The organism is Fibrobacter sp. UWH9, assembly GCF_900129715.1.
Lineage (GTDB): Bacteria > Fibrobacterota > Fibrobacteria > Fibrobacterales > Fibrobacteraceae > Fibrobacter.
Genome location: NZ_FQWP01000002.1, coordinates 71,171 through 94,260 on the forward strand (window position 1 = coordinate 71,171; position 23,090 = coordinate 94,260).

The window sequence follows — 23,090 nt, forward strand, 5'->3', positions numbered from 1 at the left end:
CAAGAAACGAACAAAAATTGAAAATCTTTACATTTTTGGAAAAACCTTTAATTTTTTAATGAAATAAAAAGGTTTGCAGTCCTTTTCGCTTTAATTCCACCCCAAAGGCGATTACGCATTTTGTAAAAACACGATTTAATTTTACGTAGAATGTAAGAATCCTCTAAATTTGATCAAAAACGGCAGTAAACGCAAAACGACCAACAAGAAAAAGAGCGGGTCGAAAGTCCCGCCCCATACCAGAGAACCTAGAGCACCCCCTTTCACGGCACAGTTTATTTCATTTTCTGTAAAGACACGAATCAAAAGCTCTAAACGATTCCTTAGTTCATAAAGTACCCGTACTATCTTATATATCCTAAAAACAAGCTATTTCCTCCACTTTTTCCAAATCCGTAAAAGTTGGCACGGCTTTTGCAATAAGGAGGCCGAAAACAAAACAAATAGGAGTTCATTATGAGCAACCAGTATAGAATGAATGCAATTACCGAAATTGCAGAAGCACCGGCAGCAGGCATCATGGCCGCAGCTACCGCAAACGTTGACTTTTACGGCGAGGACGTGTTCAACTCCGAAGCCATGAAGGCATACCTCCCCAAGGATGTTTGCAAGAAGCTTTTCGCAACCATCGAAAATGGCGTAGCACTTGACCCCAGCATCGCTGGCGAAGTGGCTCACGCTATGAAGAAGTGGGCAATGGACCGCGGTGCAACTCACTTCACTCACTGGTTCCAGCCCCTTACCGGTTCTACTGCTGAAAAGCACGACTCCTTCCTGGAACCGGAAGGCGACAAGGCCATCATGGCTTTCTCCGGCAAGAACCTGATCGTTGGTGAACCGGACGCATCCTCCTTCCCCTCCGGCGGTATCCGTTCCACTTTCGAAGCTCGCGGCTACACCGCTTGGGATCCGACTTCTCCCGCTTTCATCAAGCGTCACGGTAACGGTGCAACTCTTTGCATTCCTACCGCATTCTGCTCTTACACTGGCGAAGCTCTCGATAAGAAGACTCCGCTTCTCCGCTCTATCCAGGCCCTCCAGAAGTCTGCCGACCGTCTCATGGGTCTCTTCGGCGTTGAAAAGCAGAAGGTCACCGTAACTCTCGGTGCTGAACAGGAATACTTCCTGGTAGACAAGAAGTTCTACCTCCAGCGCCCGGACCTTTACCAGGCTGGCCGCACTCTGTTTGGCGCACCTTCCGCAAAGCACCAGCAGATGGAAGACCACTACTTCGGTTCTATCCCGGCTCGCATTTTGAACTTCATGAACGAAGTTGAAGACGAACTGTGGAAGCTTGGCATTCCGGCTAAGACCCGTCATAACGAAGTGGCTCCTGCCCAGTTCGAACTTGCTCCCATGTTCGAAGAAGTGAACCTGGCTTGCGACCACAACATGCAGATTATGGAAGTGCTCCGTAACGTTGCAGACCGCAACGGTCTCGTTTGCCTCCTCCACGAAAAGCCGTTTGCAGGCATCAACGGTTCCGGTAAGCATAACAACTGGTCCGTGAACTACGGTAAGACCAACCTCTTGAACCCGGGTAAGGATCCTCACCAGAACGCAATCTTCCTCACCACTCTCTGCGCTGTTGTCTATGCAGTAGACACCCACGCCGACTTGCTGAGAATGTCCGTCTCTGGCGCTGGCAACGACCATCGTCTCGGTGCTAACGAAGCTCCTCCGGCAATCATCTCCATGTACCTCGGCGACCAGCTTGCTGACGTCGTTGAACAGCTGGAAAAGGGCGAACCCAAGTCCAGCAAGCAGGGCGGCGCCATGAAGCTCGGTTCCGACATTCTGCCGCCGCTCCCCCGCGACGCTACCGACCGTAACCGTACTTCTCCCTTCGCATTCACTGGCAACAAGTTCGAATTCCGTGCACCGGGTTCCAGCCAGTCCTGCTCTGAACCGAACGTTATCCTGAACACCATCGTCGCCGAAGCATTCGACATGATCGCCGACAAGATGGAAAAGGTCTCCAAGGTCAACTTCCACAAGGAACTCCAGAAGCTCCTGCAGTCCATCATCAAGGAACACAAGCGCGTTATCTTCAACGGTAACGGCTACACCGACGAATGGGTTGCTGAAGCCGAAAAGCGCGGCCTCCCCAACATCCGTACCACCATGGAAGCTCTCGGTGCCCTCACCAAGAAGGAAAACGTGGCCCTCTTCAAGAAGTACGGCGTGTTCAACAAGGTGGAACTTGAATCCCGCTACGAAGTCAACCTGGAAGACTACCACAAGCGAGTCGACATCGAAGCCAAGGTCGCTTACGACATGGCCAAGAGCATCGTCCTCCCGCAGGTCGTGAAGGCTTACTCCGAAGCCCTGAAGGTGAACGAAATGGCAATCAACCAGGGTCTGGTTTCCGTCGATTCCTACGCTAAGGAACTGGCCGAAGGCTACAAGGCCCTCGTCGAAGAAATCGCCGTCATGGAAAAGGCTATCGCCGGCAAGCATCAGCTGAAGCTGGAAGCTATGGTCTCCCTCCGCAAGGTTGTGGACAAGCTGGAAGGCATCATCTCCGACGAACAGTGGCCGCTGCCCAAGTATCGTGAAATGCTTTTTATCTATTAAGATAAAAAGCATGGCCACCCGTCGAAGGTGGGTGGCCCAATGTCACTTTATTTACTAATGAACAGCGCGAGCGAAACTGCACGCACAATTAAAAATCGAACCTCATAATGAAGGCGCGGATCGAAAGATTCGCGTTTTCTTTTTTTTAACATCCCCAAAAGCAATCAACATATAAACTCTTGTTATATTTATTTTGAACTTATTAGGAGTTAAAATGAACAAGAAAATCTTCAAATTGGTTGCTTCGGCAATCGCGCTCACGTTATGCGCCTGCGGTAACGATTCCACCAGCCCGGAAGACGATCCCGCCTCCAGCACCAGCGAAATTCAGTCCTCCACAAGCAAAGATCAGCCCTCGTCCAGCTCTTCCAAGGACACTTCCAGTTCTTCTAAAGAAAAATCCAGTTCTTCAGAAAAGGTTTCCAGTTCTTCCGAAGAAACTTCCAGTTCCTCTGACGAACCGGAATCTTCCTCCAGCGAAGACATTTCATCTTCTAGTGAAGAAATTTCTTCTTCCAGCGAAGACATCAGCTCTTCCAGCGAACAGCCTTTTGAAACAGGCGTCTTGATCGATACCCGCGATAATCAGACGTACAAGACGGTTAAAATCGGGACCACCAACTGGATGGCCCAGAACCTGAATTACAATTTCAACGACAATTACGGCAACTCCTGTCCCAACAATGACGAAGAGAATTGCGCTAAATTCGGACGTTTCTACTCTCTGGGCACGGCCATGGACTCTTCGGCCGTCTTCAGTTCCAACGGAAGAAGATGCGGCACCGACAACTACTGCGAGGCCCAGGGTGCCATTCGCGGCATCTGCCCCAAAGGTTGGCGTTTGCCTAACAAGAACGACTTCGCCGAATTGATTGAAATCGCCGGCGGCGCAAATCAGGCCGGAATGAACCTGAAGGCAACAACCAGCTGGACACCCGACGACAATGCCTCCCCCGCCACAGACCTCCTGGGATTTTCCATGTTCGCCACAGGTTCGGCAGACCCCTACCATTACGACCACGACGCAAAGGAATTCCGCACACGTTATTACGACCAGGGAATAAAGGGAGTCATTCTTTCTAGCGATTACGAAGACAACCACGAGTTAACCGTTCTCCTTCTGCAAAACGATTCCGACAAGGCAAGCATCATCAGTCAGGATCGAGAAATCTGGACACCCGTACGCTGCGTCGAAAGCAAGGAAACCGATCAGTACTTCGACATTCCCGACCAATTCGCAGACGAGCCCTAACATTTTCGGGTCCATGCAACTCTGAAATCTTTCAAAAAAAAGTAATCCTCAGCCCTTTCGGACTGAGGATTTTTCGCATCAGCAGATGGTGGTTTTAGGAGGGGGTTTAGTCCACCTGCAGAATGCTAAAGCCAAGCTTCACGTTTTCGGATGCAGAGCTGTTTCTATAGCGGGTAATGACCACCTCGATTTCGCCAGAGTTGGGAGCAACAAAATCAACCAACTCAAAGGGATTGTACGACGAAGCAGACGAAGCGATGATTGTCCCATTCTGCCTGATCACCAGGTCAATATCCTGAGGGAGTCTCTGATTATTCATCACGTACTCACCCGAAGACAGCCATGAAATAGCGGCACGGTAACGCTTGCCCTTCTGAATATTAGATTCAGTAAAACTGATTCTTCCATTTTTGTCAAAATTGGTGTTGTTCGCACCATACCAGTACCGATTCTTGAACAAGGGAGAAGTAGTCAGCCTGTCAAGCATGGGAATGCCAGCCTTGAATGTTCCGATGCCATCATAATCATAGTCCGTATTGCCCACATCACGAGTACTTCCCACCAACATTACCGCCTTCAGCATTTCAGGATGCCATTTCAAAGACGGGTACTTAGACAACAGGAGTGCAGCCATGCCTGCCGTATAAGGGGTTGCAGCACTGGTTCCATTGAATCGGCCATTGTAAGATCCATTCTCGTCACTGTAATGAAGATCCCTGCGGAAATAGAAGTTGGTAAAGTTGGCCACTTCAGGCTTATCATTATGGGCATATCCATTTCTAGAGGAAGAATAGACCATGTACTTGTAATCGATGGGAGAAACGGCTCCAACAGCCACAGCATTCATAGATCTTGCAGGAGTCGACACATAGGAATAGCGGTAATCGTTTCCTGCAGCAACGAACTGGGCTACACCATATTCATAGATGTAGTTATCCATGATGGCGTCAGCGGAGCAATAATAGGGGTAATCGTACACATAGCCCCAAGACTGGGAACCGATATAAATAGGTACAGGATACTTATCGGGATCCTCGGGATAAATAACCTCAGCAGATCCATAAATGTGAGATTCGCCGGTAGAAGACTGCAGAACACGGGCCACACCAATTGCATGGCTAGAAACGCCGTTGGGGCAGTTATTCATCTGCGTAAAGTAATTGTGGTTTACATAGTTATCGGGAACGCAACCACCTTCGCTATAGTAAATACCCACACCCTGGCCATAGTTGCCCTTATTCCAGGCGTAAGTATCAATACCAGACTTAGTGCGGATATAGAAGTCTTCCAGATAGGTGTCTTCGCCAAAATCGAGACCATCATACTTCACGCCTTTATATTCGGAAACATAAACGTTCTCGTTCGAAGAAATTTCCTGTTCAATTTCACTTGCAGTCATGTACTCTACACGAGGGGCCTTAAACTTCCTTCTGTTCTTGCGAAGTTTCTTGCGACTGTTGTCAGCCTTTTTCTGGAACTGCGATTCGGACATTTTTACGCCGTTCAGTTCGTAGTTCTTGGAATCGGCAGAGGCGCTGTAATCAAAAGAACCCGATTCAATTTCAAGGCTGGCATGTTCAACCATGACATCGTTGACCAAAACCTTCATTTTCTGCTGAGAAGCCACGTCGACTTCATAAGTGAGCGTGCTATTGCGGCTGCGGCCCAAAAGGTCAGATTTCACAGAAACCTTCTTAACCTTTTTAGAAGCCTTCTGGGTATCCACGAATTTCTTCACGCTCTCTCCCATGCGGGAAGGACGTTCCAAAGAAACGCGATCAACCTTTTCGTCAACAGGTTTTTCGTAAAGCAGCTGGGCCCAGGAGGCAACACCACCTGCCAGGACCAAAGCCGTAATCATCTTATTGTTCATCATTAACATCTCCTGCGCTTATACAAACTAGCGCAGAAAGGCAATTTATCAAAAATTAAACATATAACGTAAGATTTCAAAAATAATTTGCATTACAAAATCATTACGGAAAAATTACCGCTCACTAAGGTATAGCAGACGTATAAACAAGTGCCATATACACGCAGTACGAGCACAACACCAATTCTCAACACCCTCGAAAATCAGCTTTCCAAAACAGGACCGTTTTGACTTGCAAACGGGGGATTATACCACCAGTCATTATTATACAAAAACTGTAAAACACAGACTTAATTTTTCATTTTTTGTAAAGTTAAGCTTTTACAATTCCTGCTTTAAACCCCAAAATATGCAGTTACTCTTCCTTGGCACACTTATTGCGTATATAGGCGTTGAAATTACACAAAGTGTAAACACAAGGGACGTGATGCTGGGCCTAGAACAGCACACGAAAAAGGTTTTATTATGGCATTGCAGTACAATTACAACGGAAAGACGAAATTCATTATCGTGACCGGGGGTGTCATCTCCGGACTTGGCAAAGGGGTAGCGGCAGCGTCCATCGGGGCGCTGCTTTCTGCTAGAATGAAGGTGGTTCCCGTAAAATGTGACGGCTACCTGAATACAGACCCGGGCACCATGAACCCCACCGAACACGGCGAAGTTTTCGTGTTGGACGACGGTGGCGAGTGCGATATGGACTTCGGCCACTACGAACGCTTTTTGAACGTGACCGCCAAGAAGGACTGGAGCCTCACCATGGGCCGCATCTTCAAGATGATTCTCGACAAGGAACGTCGCGGCGATTACCTGGGACACACCGTCCAGTTCATCCCCCACGTTACCGATCTGATCAAGGAACAGTTCTACCGCATCGCCGACCAGGAAAAGGCAGACGTTCTCTTGATTGAAATCGGCGGTACCGTCGGTGACTTGGAAAACCAGTTCTACATCGAAGCCGCCCGTCAGCTGAGCCACGACGTGGGCCGCACCAACGCCATGTTCGTACACCTGACTTACGTGCCTATTCCTTCTGGCGTTAACGAACAGAAGTCCAAGCCCACCCAGATGTCCGTCCATGACTTGAACCGCCTGGGCATCTATCCGGAAATCGTTATCGGCCGTTGCGAAGAATATATCAAGCCCCATCTGAAAGAAAAGATCGGCCTGTTCTGCAACCTGCCTGCAGACCACGTGATTTCTGGTGTGGACGTGCAGCACGTTTACGAATGTCCGCTGGTTTATGACGCCGAAGGCATTCCCGAAATTCTCGCCAAGCGCCTGAACATTTACGCCCCGCCCAAACTGGATCAGTGGAGCAAGCTGGTGGAATCCCTGAAGCGCAATTCCGTAACGCCCCGCAAGACTTTGACGGTCGCCATCTGCGGTAAGTACATGGCTCTGGAAGATTCCTACGCCTCTGTGGTGGAATCCATCCGTCACGCTTCCGCTCACCTGGACCTGCGCGCAGACATCCGCTGGGTGGACACAGAAAAGATTGAAACAGGTGCCGTTTCCGTAGAATCCGCATTGAAAGGCGTCGACGCCGTTATCGTTCCCGGTGGCTTCGGCAGCCGCGGTATCGAAGGCAAGATCATGGTCATCCAATATGTCCGCGAAAACAAGATTCCCTTCCTGGGCATTTGCTACGGCATGCAGCTTTCCGTGGTGGAATTTGCACGCCACGTCTGCGGCATGAAGGGAGCCGGCACCGTGGAAATGGAAAGCGACACCTACCACGTGGAACATCCGGTTATCGCCTACCTGCCCGGCCAGGAACATATCAAGGATATGGGAGCCACCATGCGTCTGGGCGGTCACGACATCCTGATCAAGGAAGGCAGCAAGGCTCAAGAAATTTATGGTTCCAACGTCGCCCGCGAACGTTTCCGCCACCGCTACGAAGTGAACCCGCAGTATGTTCAGCAGATTGAACAGGGCGACCCCACTGGCGCAAACCCGCAGAAGCTTATCTTCTCAGGAAAGGCTTCCGGCGAAGACATCATGCAGATTATGGAACTGACAGACCACCCCTACTTCATGGCTTGCCAGTGCCACCCTGAACTGAAGTCTTCCCTGATTCATCCGGCCCCGCTGTTCCTGAACTTGCTGAAGGCCGCGGACGAACGCACGTAACACACTGACATTCAATAAGTTACGCCAATAACGTAAAAATACCGCAGGTTTACCCCCCAAGTCTGCGGTACCTTTTTGATGTCCCCATATTCCAAAAAGGCCTTTCATTTTTTGTAATTAAAGCTATATTTATACAAGTTTAACCCTTGTGAAATAAGCGATTGGCTAAAATGGCAAAAAATGTAAAGATGATGAAGCGAACTGGCACCCACGGTGCTGCTTCCGCTATTCATTGTTCCGCCGTTGCTATTTCCATTATTTCCAAGACTGTTGATTTTATTAGTGCCGGACTTGTTAGTTCGGCGTTTTTTTTATCCTCGCCCCGTGTCATCTTGATCGGCTCCCACCGCGTCATCCTGAGCGTAGCGAAGGATCTAGCATTTATTAGTTAAATCAAACGGAGATAAAAAATGAAGATCGAAGGTATCGATAAGGTTCTCATCATCGGCTCTGGTCCTATTGTCATTGGCCAGGCTTGCGAATTCGACTACTCTGGCACCCAGGCCTGTAAGGCTCTGCGCGAACAGGGTTACAAGATCGTGCTGGTGAACTCTAACCCGGCTACCATCATGACCGACCCGGTCATGGCTGACGCTACTTATATCGAACCGCTGAACCTGGAACGCTTGGAACAGATCATTGCCAAGGAACGTCCTCAGGCATTGCTCCCCAACCTCGGCGGTCAGACTGGCTTGAACCTGTCTTCTGCCCTGAACAAGGCTGGCATTCTGGACAAGTACGGCGTGAAGGTCATTGGCGTGAACCTGGACGCTATCGAACGCGGCGAAGACCGTGAAATCTTCAAGGCTACCATGCAGCAGCTGGGCATCGACACCCCGCGCTCCGGCATTTGCCACTCTGTTGAAGAAGCCGAAAAGATCGTTGCTGAAATCGGCTACCCTGTGGTGGTTCGTCCGGCATACACCATGGGTGGTGCAGGTGGCGGCTTCTGCTACAACGTCGAAGAACTCCGTACCATTTGCGGTAACGGTCTTGAACTTTCCATGACTCACCAGTGCCTCATCGAAGAATCCATTCTCGGTTGGGAAGAACTGGAAGTCGAAGTGGTTCGCGACTCCAAGAATCAGATGATCGCTATCTGCTTCATCGAAAACATTGACCCGGTGGGTGTTCATACTGGCGACTCCTTCTGCGCAGCCCCGTTCCTCACCATCGACAAGAAGCTTGAAGAAAAGCTGAAGACCGACGCTTTCAAGATCGTTGAAGCTATCGGCGTGATCGGCGGTACCAACGTTCAGTTCGCACACGACCCGAAGACTGGTCGCGTGGTGATTATCGAAATCAACCCCCGTACCTCTCGCTCCTCTGCTCTTGCTTCCAAGGCAACCGGTTTCCCCATCGCTCTCGTTTCTGCAAAGCTCGCTGCTGGCATGACTCTGGACCAGATGGACTACTGGCGCGACGGCACCCTCGAAAAGTACACCCCCAGCGGTGACTACGTTGTGCTGAAGTTTGCTCGCTGGGCATTCGAAAAGTTCCGCGGCGTTGATGACTGCCTGGGCACCCAGATGAAGGCTGTGGGTGAAGTCATGGCTATCGGTAAGACCTATAAGGAAACCCTCCAGAAGGCAATCCGCGGTCTGGAAAACGGCCGTGCAGGTCTTGGCTTTGCTAAGGACTTTAACAAGAAGACCAAGGAAGAACTTCTCGACATGATGAAGACCGCTTCCTCTGAACGTCACTTCCAGATGTACGAAGCCATCCGTAAGGGTGCAACCGACGAAGAAGTTTTCGCAGCAACTTACGAAAAGGCTTACTTCGTGCAGCAGATGCGCGAACTGGTTGAACTTGAAGAAAAGATGCTCAAGACTCCGGGTCGCATGCCTTCTGACGAACTCCTGATCCAGGCCAAGAAGGACGGCTTCGGCGATAAGTACATCGCAAAGATCCTCGGCATCCGTGAAAAGGACGTTCGTGCAAAGCGTATCGAACTTGGCATGGTTGAAGGCTGGTGCGCAGTGCCTGTTAGCGGCGTGAAGGACCAGTACTACTACTATTCTACCTACAACTGCAAGGACGAATCTACCGCCACCAACAACCCGAAGAAGATCATGATCCTCGGTGGTGGCCCGAACAGAATCGGCCAGGGTATCGAATTCGACTATTGCTGCTGCCACGCTGCAATGGCTCTCCGCGAAATGGGTTACGAAACCATCATGGTGAACTGCAACCCGGAAACCGTTTCTACCGACTACGATACCAGCGACAAGCTGTACTTCGAACCGGTTACCCTCGAAGACGTTCTCCAGATTTACAAGAAGGAACAGCCCGCAGGCGTTATCGTGCAGTTCGGTGGCCAGACTCCGCTGAACATCGCTCGCGCACTCAGCGACGAAGGCGTGAAGATTCTCGGTACCAGCATCGATTCCATCGATATCGCTGAAGACCGCGACCTGTTCCGCAAGATGATGGACCAGCTGGAAATCCCGATGCCCGAAAGCGGCATGGCAACGAACATCGACGAAGCCCTCGCTTGCGTCAAGCAGATCGGTGGCTACCCTGTGATGATCCGCCCCAGCTTCGTGCTTGGCGGCCGCGGCATGGAAGTCATCTACGACGAAAACATGCTCCGCGAATACGTTGCCAAGGCTGTTGGCGTTACCCCGGATCGCCCGCTCCTCATCGACCGTTTCCTCCACAACGCTCTGGAATGCGAAGCCGACGCCCTCTCTGATGGCGAACACGTTTATATTCCGTCCGTGATGGAACACGTGGAACTTGCCGGTGTCCACTCCGGTGACTCCGCCTGCATTATCCCGCCGGTAACCATTACCGAAGCAAACCTGAAGACCATTAAGGATTACACTCGCAAGATTGCAGAATCCCTCCACGTTTGCGGTCTCATGAACATGCAGTACGCTATCGAAGACGGCAAGGTTTTCGTTCTCGAAGCCAACCCCCGCGCATCCCGTACCGTGCCTCTGGTCTCCAAGGTCTGTAACACTCAGATGGCCCGCCTTGCCACCCGCCTCATGATGGGTGAAAAGCTGGAAGATTTGAAGCTGAAGGACAAGAAGTTCAAGCACCACGGCGCCAAGGAAGCTGTGTTCCCGTTTGACAAGTTCCCCAAGGTTGACCCGGTTCTCGGCCCTGAAATGCGTTCCACCGGTGAAGTGCTGGGCCTCTCCGAAGACTTCGCCCTGGCTTACTACAAGAGCCAGGAAGCCGCAGGCTCCATCCTGCCTTCCAGCGGTGCAGTTCTTATCAGCTTGTCTGACAAGACTAACCTCTGCGACCAGGCAATCGAAGTGGGTCAGCGTTTCCAGGATCTGGGCTTCAAGATCTACGCAACCGAAGGCACCGCCAAGTTCTACGAAAAGGCTGGCGTCAAGTGCGAAGTGGTGAACAAGATCGCCGAAGGCCGCCCGAACGTTCTGGATGTCATCCTGAACAAGCAGGTGAACCTCATCATCAACACCCCGTGGGCTCGCCGCGACGCTGTTGCCGATGAATCCGCCATCCGTAAGGCAGCCATCAAGTACAAGACTCCTTACATCACCACCCTGGCTGCCGCTCTCGACACCGTCAAGGGCATCGCCGCAGCTAAGTCCGGTAAGGGAGCTGTAAAGAGCCTTCAGGAATACCATGCTTCTATCGAGGAAGTGTAAGAGCCTTGAGCAATGAGCCGTGAGTGACGAGCTGTCGCTTACGATAAGTTCTGTTACTCTCTTGCAAGTCATTCCCGCGAAAGCGGGAATCTAGCCTAAACTTAAAGAACCCCGTCTCATTGGAGGCGGGGCTCTTTTTACATATATTTGTTTTTGCGATAGAAATATCTATATTGTTGTCAAAGGAGTTTTAAAATGTGTCAAATTGAAAAATTGCAAGAACTGTACGACGAATGCAAGAAGATGAATTTTGACGAAACTTCTGACATTCTTGAAAAGGCTCGTTCTGAAGAAGAAGCCCGTTTCTTTGCGTTGGTAAGCGATTTAATTTTGCAGCAGAAGCAAGAAGAAGTCATCGCCGCAAAGAGGTTTTAATTGCCTAAATACATTGTTTTCGCAGGTCCCAACGGTTCTGGAAAATCAACCCTATATCAAACAAATAGGGATATTTTCGACATTCCTAGAGTAAATGTTGACGAGATTGTTCGCCAAAACAATGGAGATTGGAGAAATGCCGCTGATGTCGTAACGGCTGGCAAGATTGCAATTCAGAAAATCAAGATCTATTTTGCTTCTTTGACTTCTCTCAACCAAGAAACTACTCTTTGTGGTAAAAGTGCCATTCAAAACATCAAAAAGGCACAAAGCCTTGGTTATACAATTGAACTTTATTTCGTGTATGTGGATTCTGTAGAAATTGCAAAGCAACGCGTTCTTCTGCGAGTTGCCGCAGGGGGGCATGGAATCCCCGAAGCTGACATAGAACGGCGCTATAAAGAATCTCTTGAAAAGTTAAAAGAAGTTCTCCCACTATGCAATAAAGTTGAACTTTATGACAATTCCAAAAGATTCAGGCGAGTTGCATTAATAAAGTCCGGTAAAACAATTGTCGTTTCAAACGATGTTCCAGAATGGGTTAGGAGTTTGTTGAAATAATTCCTGATTTGTCAAACTAATTTTTTAATTTTTAGTTATTTTTGCTAAAAATAGAGTTTTTGCTCTAGTTCTCGTCTGAAATCCGCGAAATTTCAAACCAATGAGAGCTGGACAGACACTCACGCAACCCCTGTCAAAGGGGGTTCTTCGCTATGTACATTGGCTACAACAGTCAATGTGTTTTGCGTTGCCTTTATGGGCGTGGGTCGTTTGTGCTTTTCATTGGTGGGTCTTCGCGGAACCTCAGGCGAAATGCGCATTCGACTTCACGCCTTTTCTATATAGTGGGCTGAACGCACTTTTGAACGACAAGCAGAACTCCACATTCTTATATGGAGCATGCGGTCGTGGCGAAAAGTAACCCAGAACAGCTAGAAGTTATTAATACAACAGAATCTCCTTTGTTGGTGATTGCTGGTCCTGGCGCAGGCAAGACGAAGACGCTTGTGGACCGTGTATGTCACCTGATTTACGACCTTGATGTAGCTCCCGAGAATATTCTGGTTGGAACATTTACCGAAAAAGCAGCTAAGGAACTTCTTTCGCGAATTTCCACCGCATCAGCTGCTTACAGAAATCAAAAGAACATTTCTGAAATTCGTGTGGGAACTCTTCACTCCCTGTTCCTTGATTTTCTTGAAGAATATCGTGATTATACGGACTTGCGTCGTGGCTATCAGGTATTAGATCAGTTTGAACAGACTTACCTTTTTTACCGAAACGCTTTTCGTTTTAACCAAATTGATGGAATAACGGACCTTATCGGAGGCAACGCTCGTTCAGCTTATGGCTGGAACGCAGCGACAAAACTCGCGTCTCTTGTGAACAAGGTTGCCGAAGAAAATCTTGATGTTGAAAAACTTGCCAAATGTAAAAAGGCGGAACGACTTCCTATCCTTGCAGAAACAGTCGCTCTTTATAGGGATTTACTTGCTGAACAAAATGCTTTGGATTTTTCGTTGATTCAAACGAAAATGTGGGAACTCATTGAAAACGAAGATGTCCTCAAGGATGTTCGTTCAAAAGTTCATTACATCATGGTGGATGAGTACCAAGATACCAACCGCATTCAGGAGCAAATCCTATTGAAATTGGCTGCTCCAGCAAATCGAATTTGCGTGGTTGGTGACGATGACCAAGCTTTGTATAGATTTCGCGGCGCAACAGTTGAAAATATTTTGCGATTTCAGGAGAAATTCCCTAGTCGCGGAAAAAATCAGTGCATAAAGATTGAATTGGATAAAAACTATCGTTCTCACCCTGACGTCATTGATTTCTATAACGATTGGATGAATGGATTATGGGAAGAGGAATGGGGCGAATTTAGACACGAAAAAATAATCAAGAATGCTGGCAAGCAAAATCGTAAGAATACAAAGTACACTGGCGTTGTAAAGTGCATGGGTGAAAATAGCACGGATTGGTGTAAGCACTTTTATGATTTAGTTTGCAAATTGAAAACGAACGGGGCCTTAAAAGATTACAATCAAATAGCATTATTGTCTCGCTCCGTAAAAAACGACAAGGTTGTGGAACTTTCCAACTATCTGGAAGAACGAGGAGTTCCTGTATTTTCCCCTCGTTCAGCTCAGTTCTTTGAACGTAAGGAAATCAAGCTAGCTATTGGTGCGCTGCTTTTCTTGTTCCCGAAGTTAGAAGAAACGTATTTGAATGATGGCCGCAATGAATCTTTCATGGAAGATATTTGGGCCTATTATGATTTGTGCCTAGATACTTTTACCCAAGAATTACGACAGGATTTGAAACTTCATGGTGAGTTGCGTGTTTGGGCTGTAACCAAAGCAAAGGAGATTGCTAAAGCAACCCGTAATACAGACTACACCTTTGCCAACTTGTTCTACGAATTGCTCCAGTTCCCGATGTTTGCGAATTTTCTGCAAGCAGAACTTAGCGATGGTGTACAAGATTTGCGACCCATGTACAATTTGGCCATGTTCAGCCAATTACTTGGAAAATTCGAATACCTGAATAATGTTGTTGCGATTTACTCGGACGTGGATAAACGAACAAAACTGCTGCGCCGTTTATTCAATGAGTATCTGAAGTTCTTGAAAGAAGGTGGCATTGCAGAGTATGAAGATTTTGACATGGTGACTCCACCTGGGTGCATAAGCATCATGACAATCCACCAGAGTAAGGGACTTGAGTTCCCAATAACTTGCGTAGATTCTTTGGATAGTACTCCGCGAAAGAATTATGATGATATTGACTTGGAAATAGCGGAATATTACCACAAGAATTCTCCCTGGGAACCCTTGGAACGAGTAAAGTTCTTTGATTTCTGGCGACTCTATTACACCGCATTTAGCCGTGCTCAAAATTTACTCGTGCTAACCGGGATCGACAACGAAAATTCTCGTGTAGAAAAGGAACGCAAATCACCTTCTAAATACTTTGATTCCGTCTATAGGAATGTGGTTGACTACACGGAACTTTTTAAGAAAGACGCTCCTGGCATTTATTTAGACGAAGTTAAGGCCAGTAACATAAAGCATCAGTATTCCTTTACAAGCCACATATTACTTTATGAAAACTGTCCGACACAGTATAAGTTTTTTAGGGAAGTGGAATTTTCTCCTGTACGAACTAACGCAATTTTGTTCGGTACTTTAGTGCATGAAACTATTGAGGATGTTCATAAACAAGTACTGGCGGGAAATCCAGAAAAGGTAACTCGTGAAAATATGGAAAGTTGGCTCAAGGAAAACTACCACCAACTTTCGAAACAGCAGGGTGTTTACTTGCGAGAGTCATCTTTGAAATCCATTTTGAACCATGTAGAAAACTATGTGGAATATGCTAGCAAGGATTGGAAGCGTATAAAGGAAGCGGAAGTTCCGTTGACATTGTTAAAGGATGACTACATACTGGAAGGCCGCATTGACTTGATTCAAGGGAAGGGCGACGCCTTAGAAATTTTGGATTTCAAGACAGATGTAAAACCAGATGTGAATAACGCCAAGGATCGCGAGAAACTAAAGCGTTACAAGCGTCAGCTAGAAATTTATGCACACATCGTTCAAGGAAAATACGGTAAGCCCGTAAGCAAGATGCACCTGTTTTATACAGGAACAGAAGATGGTAGCCCCTTTGTGAGCTATGACTTTAATTCCAAATCCATCGAAAAGACTATTGCTGAAGTAGATGATGTGGTGATGAAAATCGAACGGAAAAATTTTGAACATAGCGGGGAGCGCGACCCCAAGAAATGCAGTGAATGCGACTTTAGACATTATTGCAACAACTGTTCCAAGAAGAGGAAGTGATTATGACCGAACAGAAGGATATGTTTGAATTCAAGAATGAACCCATTAAGGGGTTCCCGGAACTTCGTTGGGCCGGCAAGCGTCCTTTCACGGGAACGCCTTATTATCCGGCTCAGCTGAAGGAAACCCATGGCGAAGCTGCCGAAGATGGCTGGATGAACAAACTCTATTGGGGAGACAATTTGCAGGTGATGAGTCACTTGCTTAAGGAATATCGTGGCAAGGTCAATTTAATCTATATTGATCCACCTTTTGATAGTCGTGTTGATTATAAGAAAACTATTTCATTAAGAAATAGTAAGGTTGAAAATGATTCTTCCTCTTTTGAAGAAAAGCAATATGGCGATATTTGGTTGAATGATGAATATCTTCAGTTTTTGTATGAAAGATTAATTTTATGTAAAGAACTTCTTTCAACACAAGGGAGCATATATATACATTGCGATTGGCATAAAAGTCATTTTATAAGAAACATATTAGAAGAAATTTTTGGAACACAAAATTTTAGAAATGAGATTGTATGGAAAAGATGCTCTGTAAAAGGGGCTAAGGTTTTAGGAAAACAATTTCCGAGAAACCACGATAGTATACTTTTTTTTACCAATTCAGATTCATACATTTATATTAGACAAAATTTGCCTTTTGATGAAGAATATAAAAAAAGGTTCAATAAAGATGATCATGATGGTAGAGGCCCCTATAGAGATGATCAAGCTATTGGAACTAGAAGTTCTGAATCCATTGCCGAATTAAAAAAGCAAGGCATTATTTTCGAACAAGATGGTAGATTAAAAATAAAATCGTATTTATATGAAAGAGATGGAGTTGTTGTTGATGATAATTGGTCCGACATTCCTGATGAAAATGTAATGTCAAAAACAAGGACTGGTTATCCCACACAAAAACCAGAAGCTCTCTTGGAACGTATAATTAAGGCATCCTCCAACCCAGGCGACATCGTTTTTGATTGCTTTATGGGGAGCGGTACTACCCAAGCCGTGGCCATGAAACTCGGTCGCAAATTTCTTGGTGCAGACATTAATCTTGGCTCAATCCAGACCACAACAAAACGCCTCATTAATCGTGCAAAAGAAATCCAATCCGATAGTAACTTGCTTTCTACAAAAACATACACAGGTTTCGAAGTCTATAATGTAAATGACTACGATTTCTTCCGTAATGAGCTGGAAGCAAAACGCCTTATCATCGATGCCATGGGCATGCAGGCGCTCCCTGAAAATAACCTCTGGGATGCGGAAATGGATGGTCGCATGGTAGCAATTCTTGGCATTAACCGCATTGCTACTGCAGCAGAATTCAGCAAGATCATCAACAATATTGATATGGCCAGCTGGACAAAACGGCAGTCGGAAAATTTCAACAAACCCATTGAAAAAATCACCTTCGTCTGTATGGGCCACGATCCTAATCTCAAGGCGATGTTCCTTGATGAAATGCAGAAAATGGGTTTCAAGGTGGATCTCGAAATAGTCGACATCCTCCGCGATAAAAAGGATTTGACCTTCAAGCGCGATGCCGATGCTAAAATCAAGATTACAAAGGATAAACTCACTGTCAAGGAATTTTATCCCATGAATCTTCTGCAAAAACTGAGCATCGAGAGCCAGGATGTTGAAGATTGGAAGGAACTTGTGGATTCCATTATGATTGACTGGAATTACGATGGCGTCACTTTCAGCCCATCCACTACAGACATTCCTGAAAAGAATGAAATGGTGAAGGGCGAATATTCAATTCCAGAAGATGCCGGAACCATTCACGTAAAGATCACGGATTTGCTCAGTGAAAGTTGGGAAGGCTCCTTTGAGGTAGAAAATGGCTAAAAAGCAAAAATCTGTAGAGGTTCCATTCTACAAATACCTCTGGAATTTCTATTCGGCAAATAAATCAATGATTAAGGCTGAGTATAAGGATTTAACCAAGAGAATCCTTTCTCACGCCAATCCCGAAAATCCAGGAGCATTCCTTCGCAAGCCTCAGTATGAAGCTTTTGAAATTTATGTGTTCCTTAAGGAATATCTGAATAATCCTCGTTTATCAGATTTGTTCAATGATTGGTGTCATGACGAAGGTAAGTTTTGCTTAAAAGATACCACGTTGGAATCTGGCGCCCAGGACCTTTTTGCAGAGGAAGAAGCTCACAGGAAACTATCTGATGCCGCTGTAATTGGCCCCGCCATTCAACAGTTTGAAAATCTGAGACAGGGTTATTCTAATTACATTTTCTCCTTGACTATGGGAACGGGCAAGACTATTTTAATGGCTCTTTGCATTTTCTATGAGTTTCTGTTAGCAAAGAAATATCCTAAAGATGAACGCTTTTGCCATAACGTTCTTGTTCTTGCCCCGGATACAACGGTTCTTCAATCTTTGAAAGAAATCCAGACTTTTGACAAGTCCAAAATTTTTGCACCTGAATATGCTAACGTGCTGGACTCAATTTTGAAGTTTCATTTTCTTGAAGATGACGGAATTAGCCTTTCAACAATGGACGGCTCTGATTTCAATGTTATCATTTCGACAAGTCAAAAAATCATTCTTCACAAACGTCATAAAGATGATTCCGCCAGTATCCAACTATTTAAAGACAACTGGAACGCTGCAATGGAAAATGACCCAAATGCAGATTTGTACCAGATTGATGAAACAGAATTGACAGCAAACCAACGCTATATCAAAATTACCCGATTAAAACAGTTGGGTATCTATGTGGATGAAGCTCACCATGCTTTTGGTAAGTCACTGAAAAGTGATATGTTTGATCGCAGTAAAGAGACTAGCTTACGTTTGACTATTGATAATTTGGCTAAGGAATTGGAACGGTCCGGGTCTAAGGTGGTTGCCTGTTATAACTTTACAGGAACGCCCTATGTTGATAACCAGATTATGCCAGAAGTTGTTTATGAGTACGGTCTCCGCAGTGCCATAGATAATCGTTATTTGAAAGAGGTTGAGGTTAAAGATTTTAAGAATGTCAAGAGTGGAACTTTTATTCAGCGAACCATTGATGAGTTTGTAGAAATTCATCGTGGAAATAAAAAGCATTTTAAACGCTACGAGGGTATGCTGCCTAAGATGGCTTTTTTTGCAAATACTGTTGATGAACTTACCAATGAGTTAAAACCTGCTGTTGAAAAAGCTCTTATCAATAACGGTATTTCATTAGATTCTGTTTTGGTGAATGTCGGCGACGAAAAAATTACCAAATCCGATGACTTGCGCGAATTTAGACTTTTGGATACACCAACTTCGGAAAAACAGTTTATCCTCTTGGTTGGAAAAGGTAAGGAAGGTTGGAATTGTCGGTCACTTTTTTCAGTAGCTCTTTATCGCGAACCTAAAAGTACAATCTTCGTTTTGCAGGCGACCATGCGTTGTCTCCGTTCCATAACGGATATGCAACAGCGAGGAAATGTTTTCCTCTCGGCCGAAAATCTTGAAATCCTTCAGAAGGAACTGGAAAGTAATTTCAGAATGTCTGTTTCTGATTTGACTCGTAAAAATGCAGAACCGGCCAAGGAACGTCGCATTTATGTTCGAAAGAAAGTCCCAGTCAAGATGATGGAACAAATTTCCAGGTTTAAGGTTGAACCTAAAAAAGTTGGAACATATACAATTTTTGATGAATCTTTTGATTTTGAAAAATATCGCAAAACGGAAGGCAAACACTCTCTACGAAATATTGATTCCGCAACAATTCGTAAGGAAATTACTAGCACCGTAGATCGCAGATTTTCTCCATATAGTCTCATTGCAGAACTTTCTCTTTACTTGACACAGCATGAAAAATCAGGCGTACTTTTTGCCCCTTCTGAAATCCGAGAATTGATAGAGAAATCAACTGACGGAATGGATGTGATTTTAGAGAAGGTAAACTACGCGAATGAAATTCTATACGACTTTGTAATACCAAAGTTGTTTGAACAGCTTTATTCTGTGAAGTATGAACCTGGTGAAGTTAGGGAAGTTGTAAAGTACATCGTAAAAGATCCTCCACAAAATGGAACCGGTCCAGAAGCAGCGTATTATACAATGCACTTTAGCGATGAAATGTTTATCTCCGACTCTTCTGCGAAATATTGCGCGTTTAACCAAACGGAATCGGGTAACAAAAAGAGCTTTGATTTGTCGGGCTATGGCTTTGATTCAAATTCCGAAAAAGATTTCTTCATTAGAAACCTTGTCAGCAATAATGAAATCAAGCACATTTGGTTTACGGGTATGCTGACCAATGGACAGTCGAATTTCTACGTTCACTATATTGATCCAGAATCTCATTCACTCCGTTCTTATTACCCCGATTTTTTGGTTGAAGATAAGGATGGCAAATTTTATATCGTTGAGATCAAGGGACGTCATTTAATGAGTGCTCCATCTACACAAGCAAAGGTAGAATATGCAAAGCAAATGGCAGCTCTAAGCAAAATGGAATATGTCTTTATCCCTGATGATCTCGCTGATATGATATTGCAGGAGTTCGTGAGAGAAAGCTATATCAGTAATGCCGTTTCAATGTAGGATCCAAGAATGTAGAGACTCCTATGACTCGCTCATTGCTAGAAATAAATACAAAAACCGTTCCAAACGAACGATTGAATACACCTGCCCCAAAACAAAAGCGGAAACTTGGCGTGTTAAAGAACAAGGCTTCCGTCAAGTTCGCCGATGATTTCGAAATAAGCCCCGATAAAATGCTGGGGCTTTAATATGAATATTCTGTTTGACACTCATATTTTGATTTGGTCCATTGTTAATCCGGACCAAATTCCAAAGCCGATTCTGAACAAGATAGAGGACTCTGGCAACAAGGTTTATGTTAGCTACATAACATTGTGGGAAATCGCCTTGAAGCAATCTATTGGAAAACTGGATTTGAAAGGTTTTGACATAAAAAACTAGCCAGATTTTTGCATTCAGCAGGGTTTTGAATTCATATCTCTGGAATCCTCTGATTCACTGGGAATTTCCAATTTGGCTTCAAAAGAAAATCATCGTGATCCGTTTGATCGAATGCTCATTGTTCAAGCAAAGAATAGAAATTATTTCTTTGCGAGTGTTGATGAAAAAATGGACCAATATAGAGCAGATGGCTTAAAACTGTTGAACTCCTAAAATGCGTTAGGGATAGTGACCCGTATGGGCCGAGACTTTAGGCTCGGTGAGCGAAGCGAGTATAGCCCGACCTTGCCATAGGCAAGGGAACGCTCGAAAAAGAAGGTGTTGTCCAGCACTGCTGAATCCCTCCATGTTTCCAGAAACGTCTTCGGTTCGGTCATGCCAGCCCGCAAGCGGTCTGTCGCGACACTCACCTTGAGACGTTTTGCGGTCTCATGAACATGCAGTACGCTATCGAAGACGGCAAGGTTTTCGTTCTCGAAGCCAACCCCCGCGCATCCCGTACCGTGCCTCTGGTTTCCAAGGTCTGTAACACTCAGATGGCCCGCCTTGCTACCCGCCTCATGATGGGTGAAAAGCTCTCCGACCTGAAGCTGAAGGACAAGAAGTTGCAGAAACACCTTTGCCTCGGCAATGTCCACGCAAGCGTGGCCGCTGCACTCGGCTTACGGTGTTTTCCAGGAGCTGGGCTTCAAGATCTACGCAACCGAAGGTACCGCCAAGTTCTACGAAAAGGCTGGCGTCAAGTGCGAAGTGGTGAACAAGATCGCCGAAGGCCGCCCCAACGTTCTGGATGTCATCCTGAACAAGCAGGTGAACCTCATCATCAACACCCCGTGGGCTCGCCGCGACGCTGTTGCCGATGACAAATGCACAAGGCGAATGCCGCGACAGAAAACTTGTTTTCTGGCATGGCTGAGCCAAGCATTTGGGCTATGCCCATGCGCCATCCGTAAGGCTACCATCAATAGTACGCAAGGTGAGCGTCGCACAAAAATGCTTGCGCTTTGCAAGCTATTTTTGTATGACCGAACCGCAGTACGGACGCCAAAGGCGTCCAATACAAGACTCCGTACATCACCACCCTGGCCGCCGCTCTCGACACCGTCAAGGGCATTGCCGCCGCCAAGGCTGGCAAGGGCGAAGTGAAGAGCTTGCAGGAGTACCACGCTTCTATTGAAGAGGTTTAATTAACTTCTTCTGGGCGTTGCCCGGCCAAGGTCACTGAGCTTGCCGAAGTGGGCCGGGCCGGTGCCTTGCGCTATAAAAAGACCGAGCTGGAAAAATCCAGTTCGGTCTTTTTTTACAGAAAAAGCTTCGCCTCGGCCATGTCGAAACAAACAAGTTTGTTCGCCGCGGCACTCGGCTCGATTTTTTTTCGTTCAGCCGCTTCGCGTCCTAACCCTTACGGGCAGCGGCACCTAACGCAAAAATCCAGACGATGTCTGGATTTTTCTATTTCAACAGTTTAATGAAATCTTCAGGAGAAATGCAAGAAATCCTGGAATTTTCAAAATCCTTCGGGTTTCTTGTAACAATGTAGTCTGCTCGATATTTTTCAGCAACCTCGCTTTGAACACAATCTTCAAAGTCTGGAAAATTTTGATACTCCAAAGCTCTCACGATAACATTCTTATTTACATCTCCGACATCGAAAAGCTCTGTAAGATTTAAGAGAACAGTCCTTCTTGTGGCGTCATCGTAAACCTTGCGGAGAATGTAGAACATGTTTGTGAAAGAATGGGCTGCGACACAGCCATCGAAGACATTCTGCCTTCTTGCATCAACAATAGACCTTGCAAATGCGAAATATGGTTCACGTTTTACAACGTAATCCATTAGGACGTTGGTGTCAATAAGAGCCCTCATCCGACAAACCTTTCATCACGCCAAGATGCAAGTTCCTTTTCGTAGTCCAGTTCAGGAGCTGCCTTGATAATCTTCTCAAGGGTGTCAAAGGCCTGATCTCGTGCAGTTTGCTTTTCTTTGGCATCCCTTAGGAGACCTTCCAAACCGTCAAGGATTTGAATGACATAAAAAACCTTGTCATCAGACAAAGTCTCAATTCGCTTAATGGCATCCATTTGTAGCGTTGTCATAATAACCTCCTTGGATAGTTTCCCATAAAATATATGAAATCCACAAAAAGATAACGATGTTTTGCTGTAAAAACAAGCTGTTTTGATAAAAAATTAAAATGGTAGATTATTGAAACCACGAAATTTGGACCGTTGTGGAGTTTGATAAGAGGGGTGTCGCATGACCATACTCATTGTTAAATTGCCAAAAACAAAAGGAAAATAACAATGTCAAATGCCCGCTATAACGAAGAAATGCGGCTTCAAACTGTAAAACTGGTCCTGAAAGGCGACAAGTCGGCCGCAAAAATTGCCAAGGATCTCGGAATCAACCAGAATACGGTAAGTCCATCAAATACAAAATATGTATCAAATCAATAACTAAAGTTATTGATTATTAAAAAA

General features: G+C 45.9%; 15 protein-coding genes and 1 pseudogene. 13 read left to right on the plus strand and 3 right to left on the minus strand.

What is annotated here, in order from left to right:
* Positions 1–519 precede the first annotated feature (519 nt).
* Together BUB94_RS02120 and BUB94_RS02125 are read left to right on the plus strand one after the other, a co-directional pair.
* Positions 520–2,577 (plus strand): glutamine synthetase III family protein, encoded by a 2,058-nt coding sequence (locus BUB94_RS02120; RefSeq protein ID WP_073234174.1) that lies wholly within the window; start codon positions 520–522, stop codon positions 2,575–2,577.
* A gap of 214 nt (positions 2,578–2,791) precedes the next feature.
* Positions 2,792–3,829, plus strand: a complete 1,038-nt coding sequence (locus BUB94_RS02125; protein WP_073233823.1) for an FISUMP domain-containing protein — start codon at positions 2,792–2,794, stop codon at positions 3,827–3,829.
* Positions 3,830–3,935: 106 nt separating this feature from the next.
* On the opposite strand, the gene BUB94_RS02130 is transcribed toward BUB94_RS02125, so the two are convergent.
* Positions 3,936–5,705 (minus strand): S8 family serine peptidase, encoded by a 1,770-nt coding sequence (locus BUB94_RS02130; RefSeq protein ID WP_073233825.1) that lies wholly within the window; start codon positions 5,703–5,705, stop codon positions 3,936–3,938.
* Between the two features lie 462 nt (positions 5,706–6,167).
* Here BUB94_RS02130 and pyrG point away from each other — a divergent pair, with 462 nt between their 5' ends.
* The 10 genes and pseudogenes from pyrG to BUB94_RS17135 form a co-directional block, all read left to right on the plus strand.
* Entirely contained in the window at positions 6,168–7,838 is a 1,671-nt protein-coding gene (pyrG, locus tag BUB94_RS02135; protein ID WP_073156558.1) for a glutamine hydrolyzing CTP synthase, read from the plus strand.
* Between the two features lie 188 nt (positions 7,839–8,026).
* Positions 8,027–8,230, plus strand: coding sequence for a hypothetical protein (locus BUB94_RS02140; protein ID WP_139260102.1), 204 nt, complete (start codon positions 8,027–8,029; stop codon positions 8,228–8,230).
* Between the two features lie 18 nt (positions 8,231–8,248).
* Complete coding sequence (carB, locus tag BUB94_RS02145; RefSeq protein WP_073233831.1) at positions 8,249–11,467, plus strand: carbamoyl-phosphate synthase large subunit; 3,219 nt, start codon at positions 8,249–8,251, stop codon at positions 11,465–11,467.
* A gap of 195 nt (positions 11,468–11,662) precedes the next feature.
* Complete coding sequence (locus BUB94_RS02150; RefSeq protein WP_073156548.1) at positions 11,663–11,842, plus strand: hypothetical protein; 180 nt, start codon at positions 11,663–11,665, stop codon at positions 11,840–11,842.
* On the plus strand, positions 11,843–12,403 hold the full coding sequence (locus tag BUB94_RS02155) for an ATPase (protein ID WP_073233834.1): 561 nt from the start codon (positions 11,843–11,845) through the stop codon (positions 12,401–12,403). It abuts the gene before it with no gap.
* 347 nt (positions 12,404–12,750) lie between these two features.
* Positions 12,751–15,690, plus strand: a complete 2,940-nt coding sequence (locus tag BUB94_RS02160) for an ATP-dependent helicase (RefSeq protein ID WP_175549671.1) — start codon at positions 12,751–12,753, stop codon at positions 15,688–15,690.
* 2 nt (positions 15,691–15,692) lie between these two features.
* Positions 15,693–17,534: a site-specific DNA-methyltransferase gene (locus tag BUB94_RS02165; protein WP_073233840.1), complete on the plus strand. Its 1,842-nt coding sequence runs from the start codon at positions 15,693–15,695 to the stop codon at positions 17,532–17,534.
* Complete coding sequence (locus tag BUB94_RS02170) at positions 17,527–20,229, plus strand: DEAD/DEAH box helicase family protein (protein WP_073233843.1); 2,703 nt, start codon at positions 17,527–17,529, stop codon at positions 20,227–20,229. Before BUB94_RS02165 ends, BUB94_RS02170 begins: the two co-directional genes overlap by 8 nt.
* A gap of 189 nt (positions 20,230–20,418) precedes the next feature.
* Positions 20,419–20,610 (plus strand): PIN domain-containing protein, encoded by a 192-nt coding sequence (locus BUB94_RS16115; RefSeq protein ID WP_083538027.1) that lies wholly within the window; start codon positions 20,419–20,421, stop codon positions 20,608–20,610.
* Positions 20,611–21,032: 422 nt separating this feature from the next.
* Positions 21,033–21,797: pseudogene (locus BUB94_RS17135) on the plus strand (hypothetical protein); the annotation flags it as partial.
* A 265-nt stretch (positions 21,798–22,062) separates the two neighbouring features.
* On the opposite strand, the gene BUB94_RS02190 reads toward BUB94_RS17135, so the two are convergent.
* The gene (locus BUB94_RS02190; RefSeq protein ID WP_073233849.1) at positions 22,063–22,476 is read right to left on the minus strand and encodes a PIN domain-containing protein; all 414 of its coding nucleotides are present in this window, start codon (positions 22,474–22,476) and stop codon (positions 22,063–22,065) included.
* Entirely contained in the window at positions 22,473–22,706 is a 234-nt protein-coding gene (locus BUB94_RS02195; protein ID WP_073233851.1) for a hypothetical protein, read from the minus strand. Before BUB94_RS02195 ends, BUB94_RS02190 begins: the two co-directional genes overlap by 4 nt.
* Before the next feature lie 207 nt (positions 22,707–22,913).
* On the opposite strand from BUB94_RS02195, the gene BUB94_RS17425 reads away from it, so the two are divergent.
* Positions 22,914–23,066: a helix-turn-helix domain-containing protein gene (locus tag BUB94_RS17425; RefSeq protein ID WP_112132805.1), complete on the plus strand. Its 153-nt coding sequence runs from the start codon at positions 22,914–22,916 to the stop codon at positions 23,064–23,066.
* The last annotated feature ends 24 nt before the right edge of the window (positions 23,067–23,090 follow it).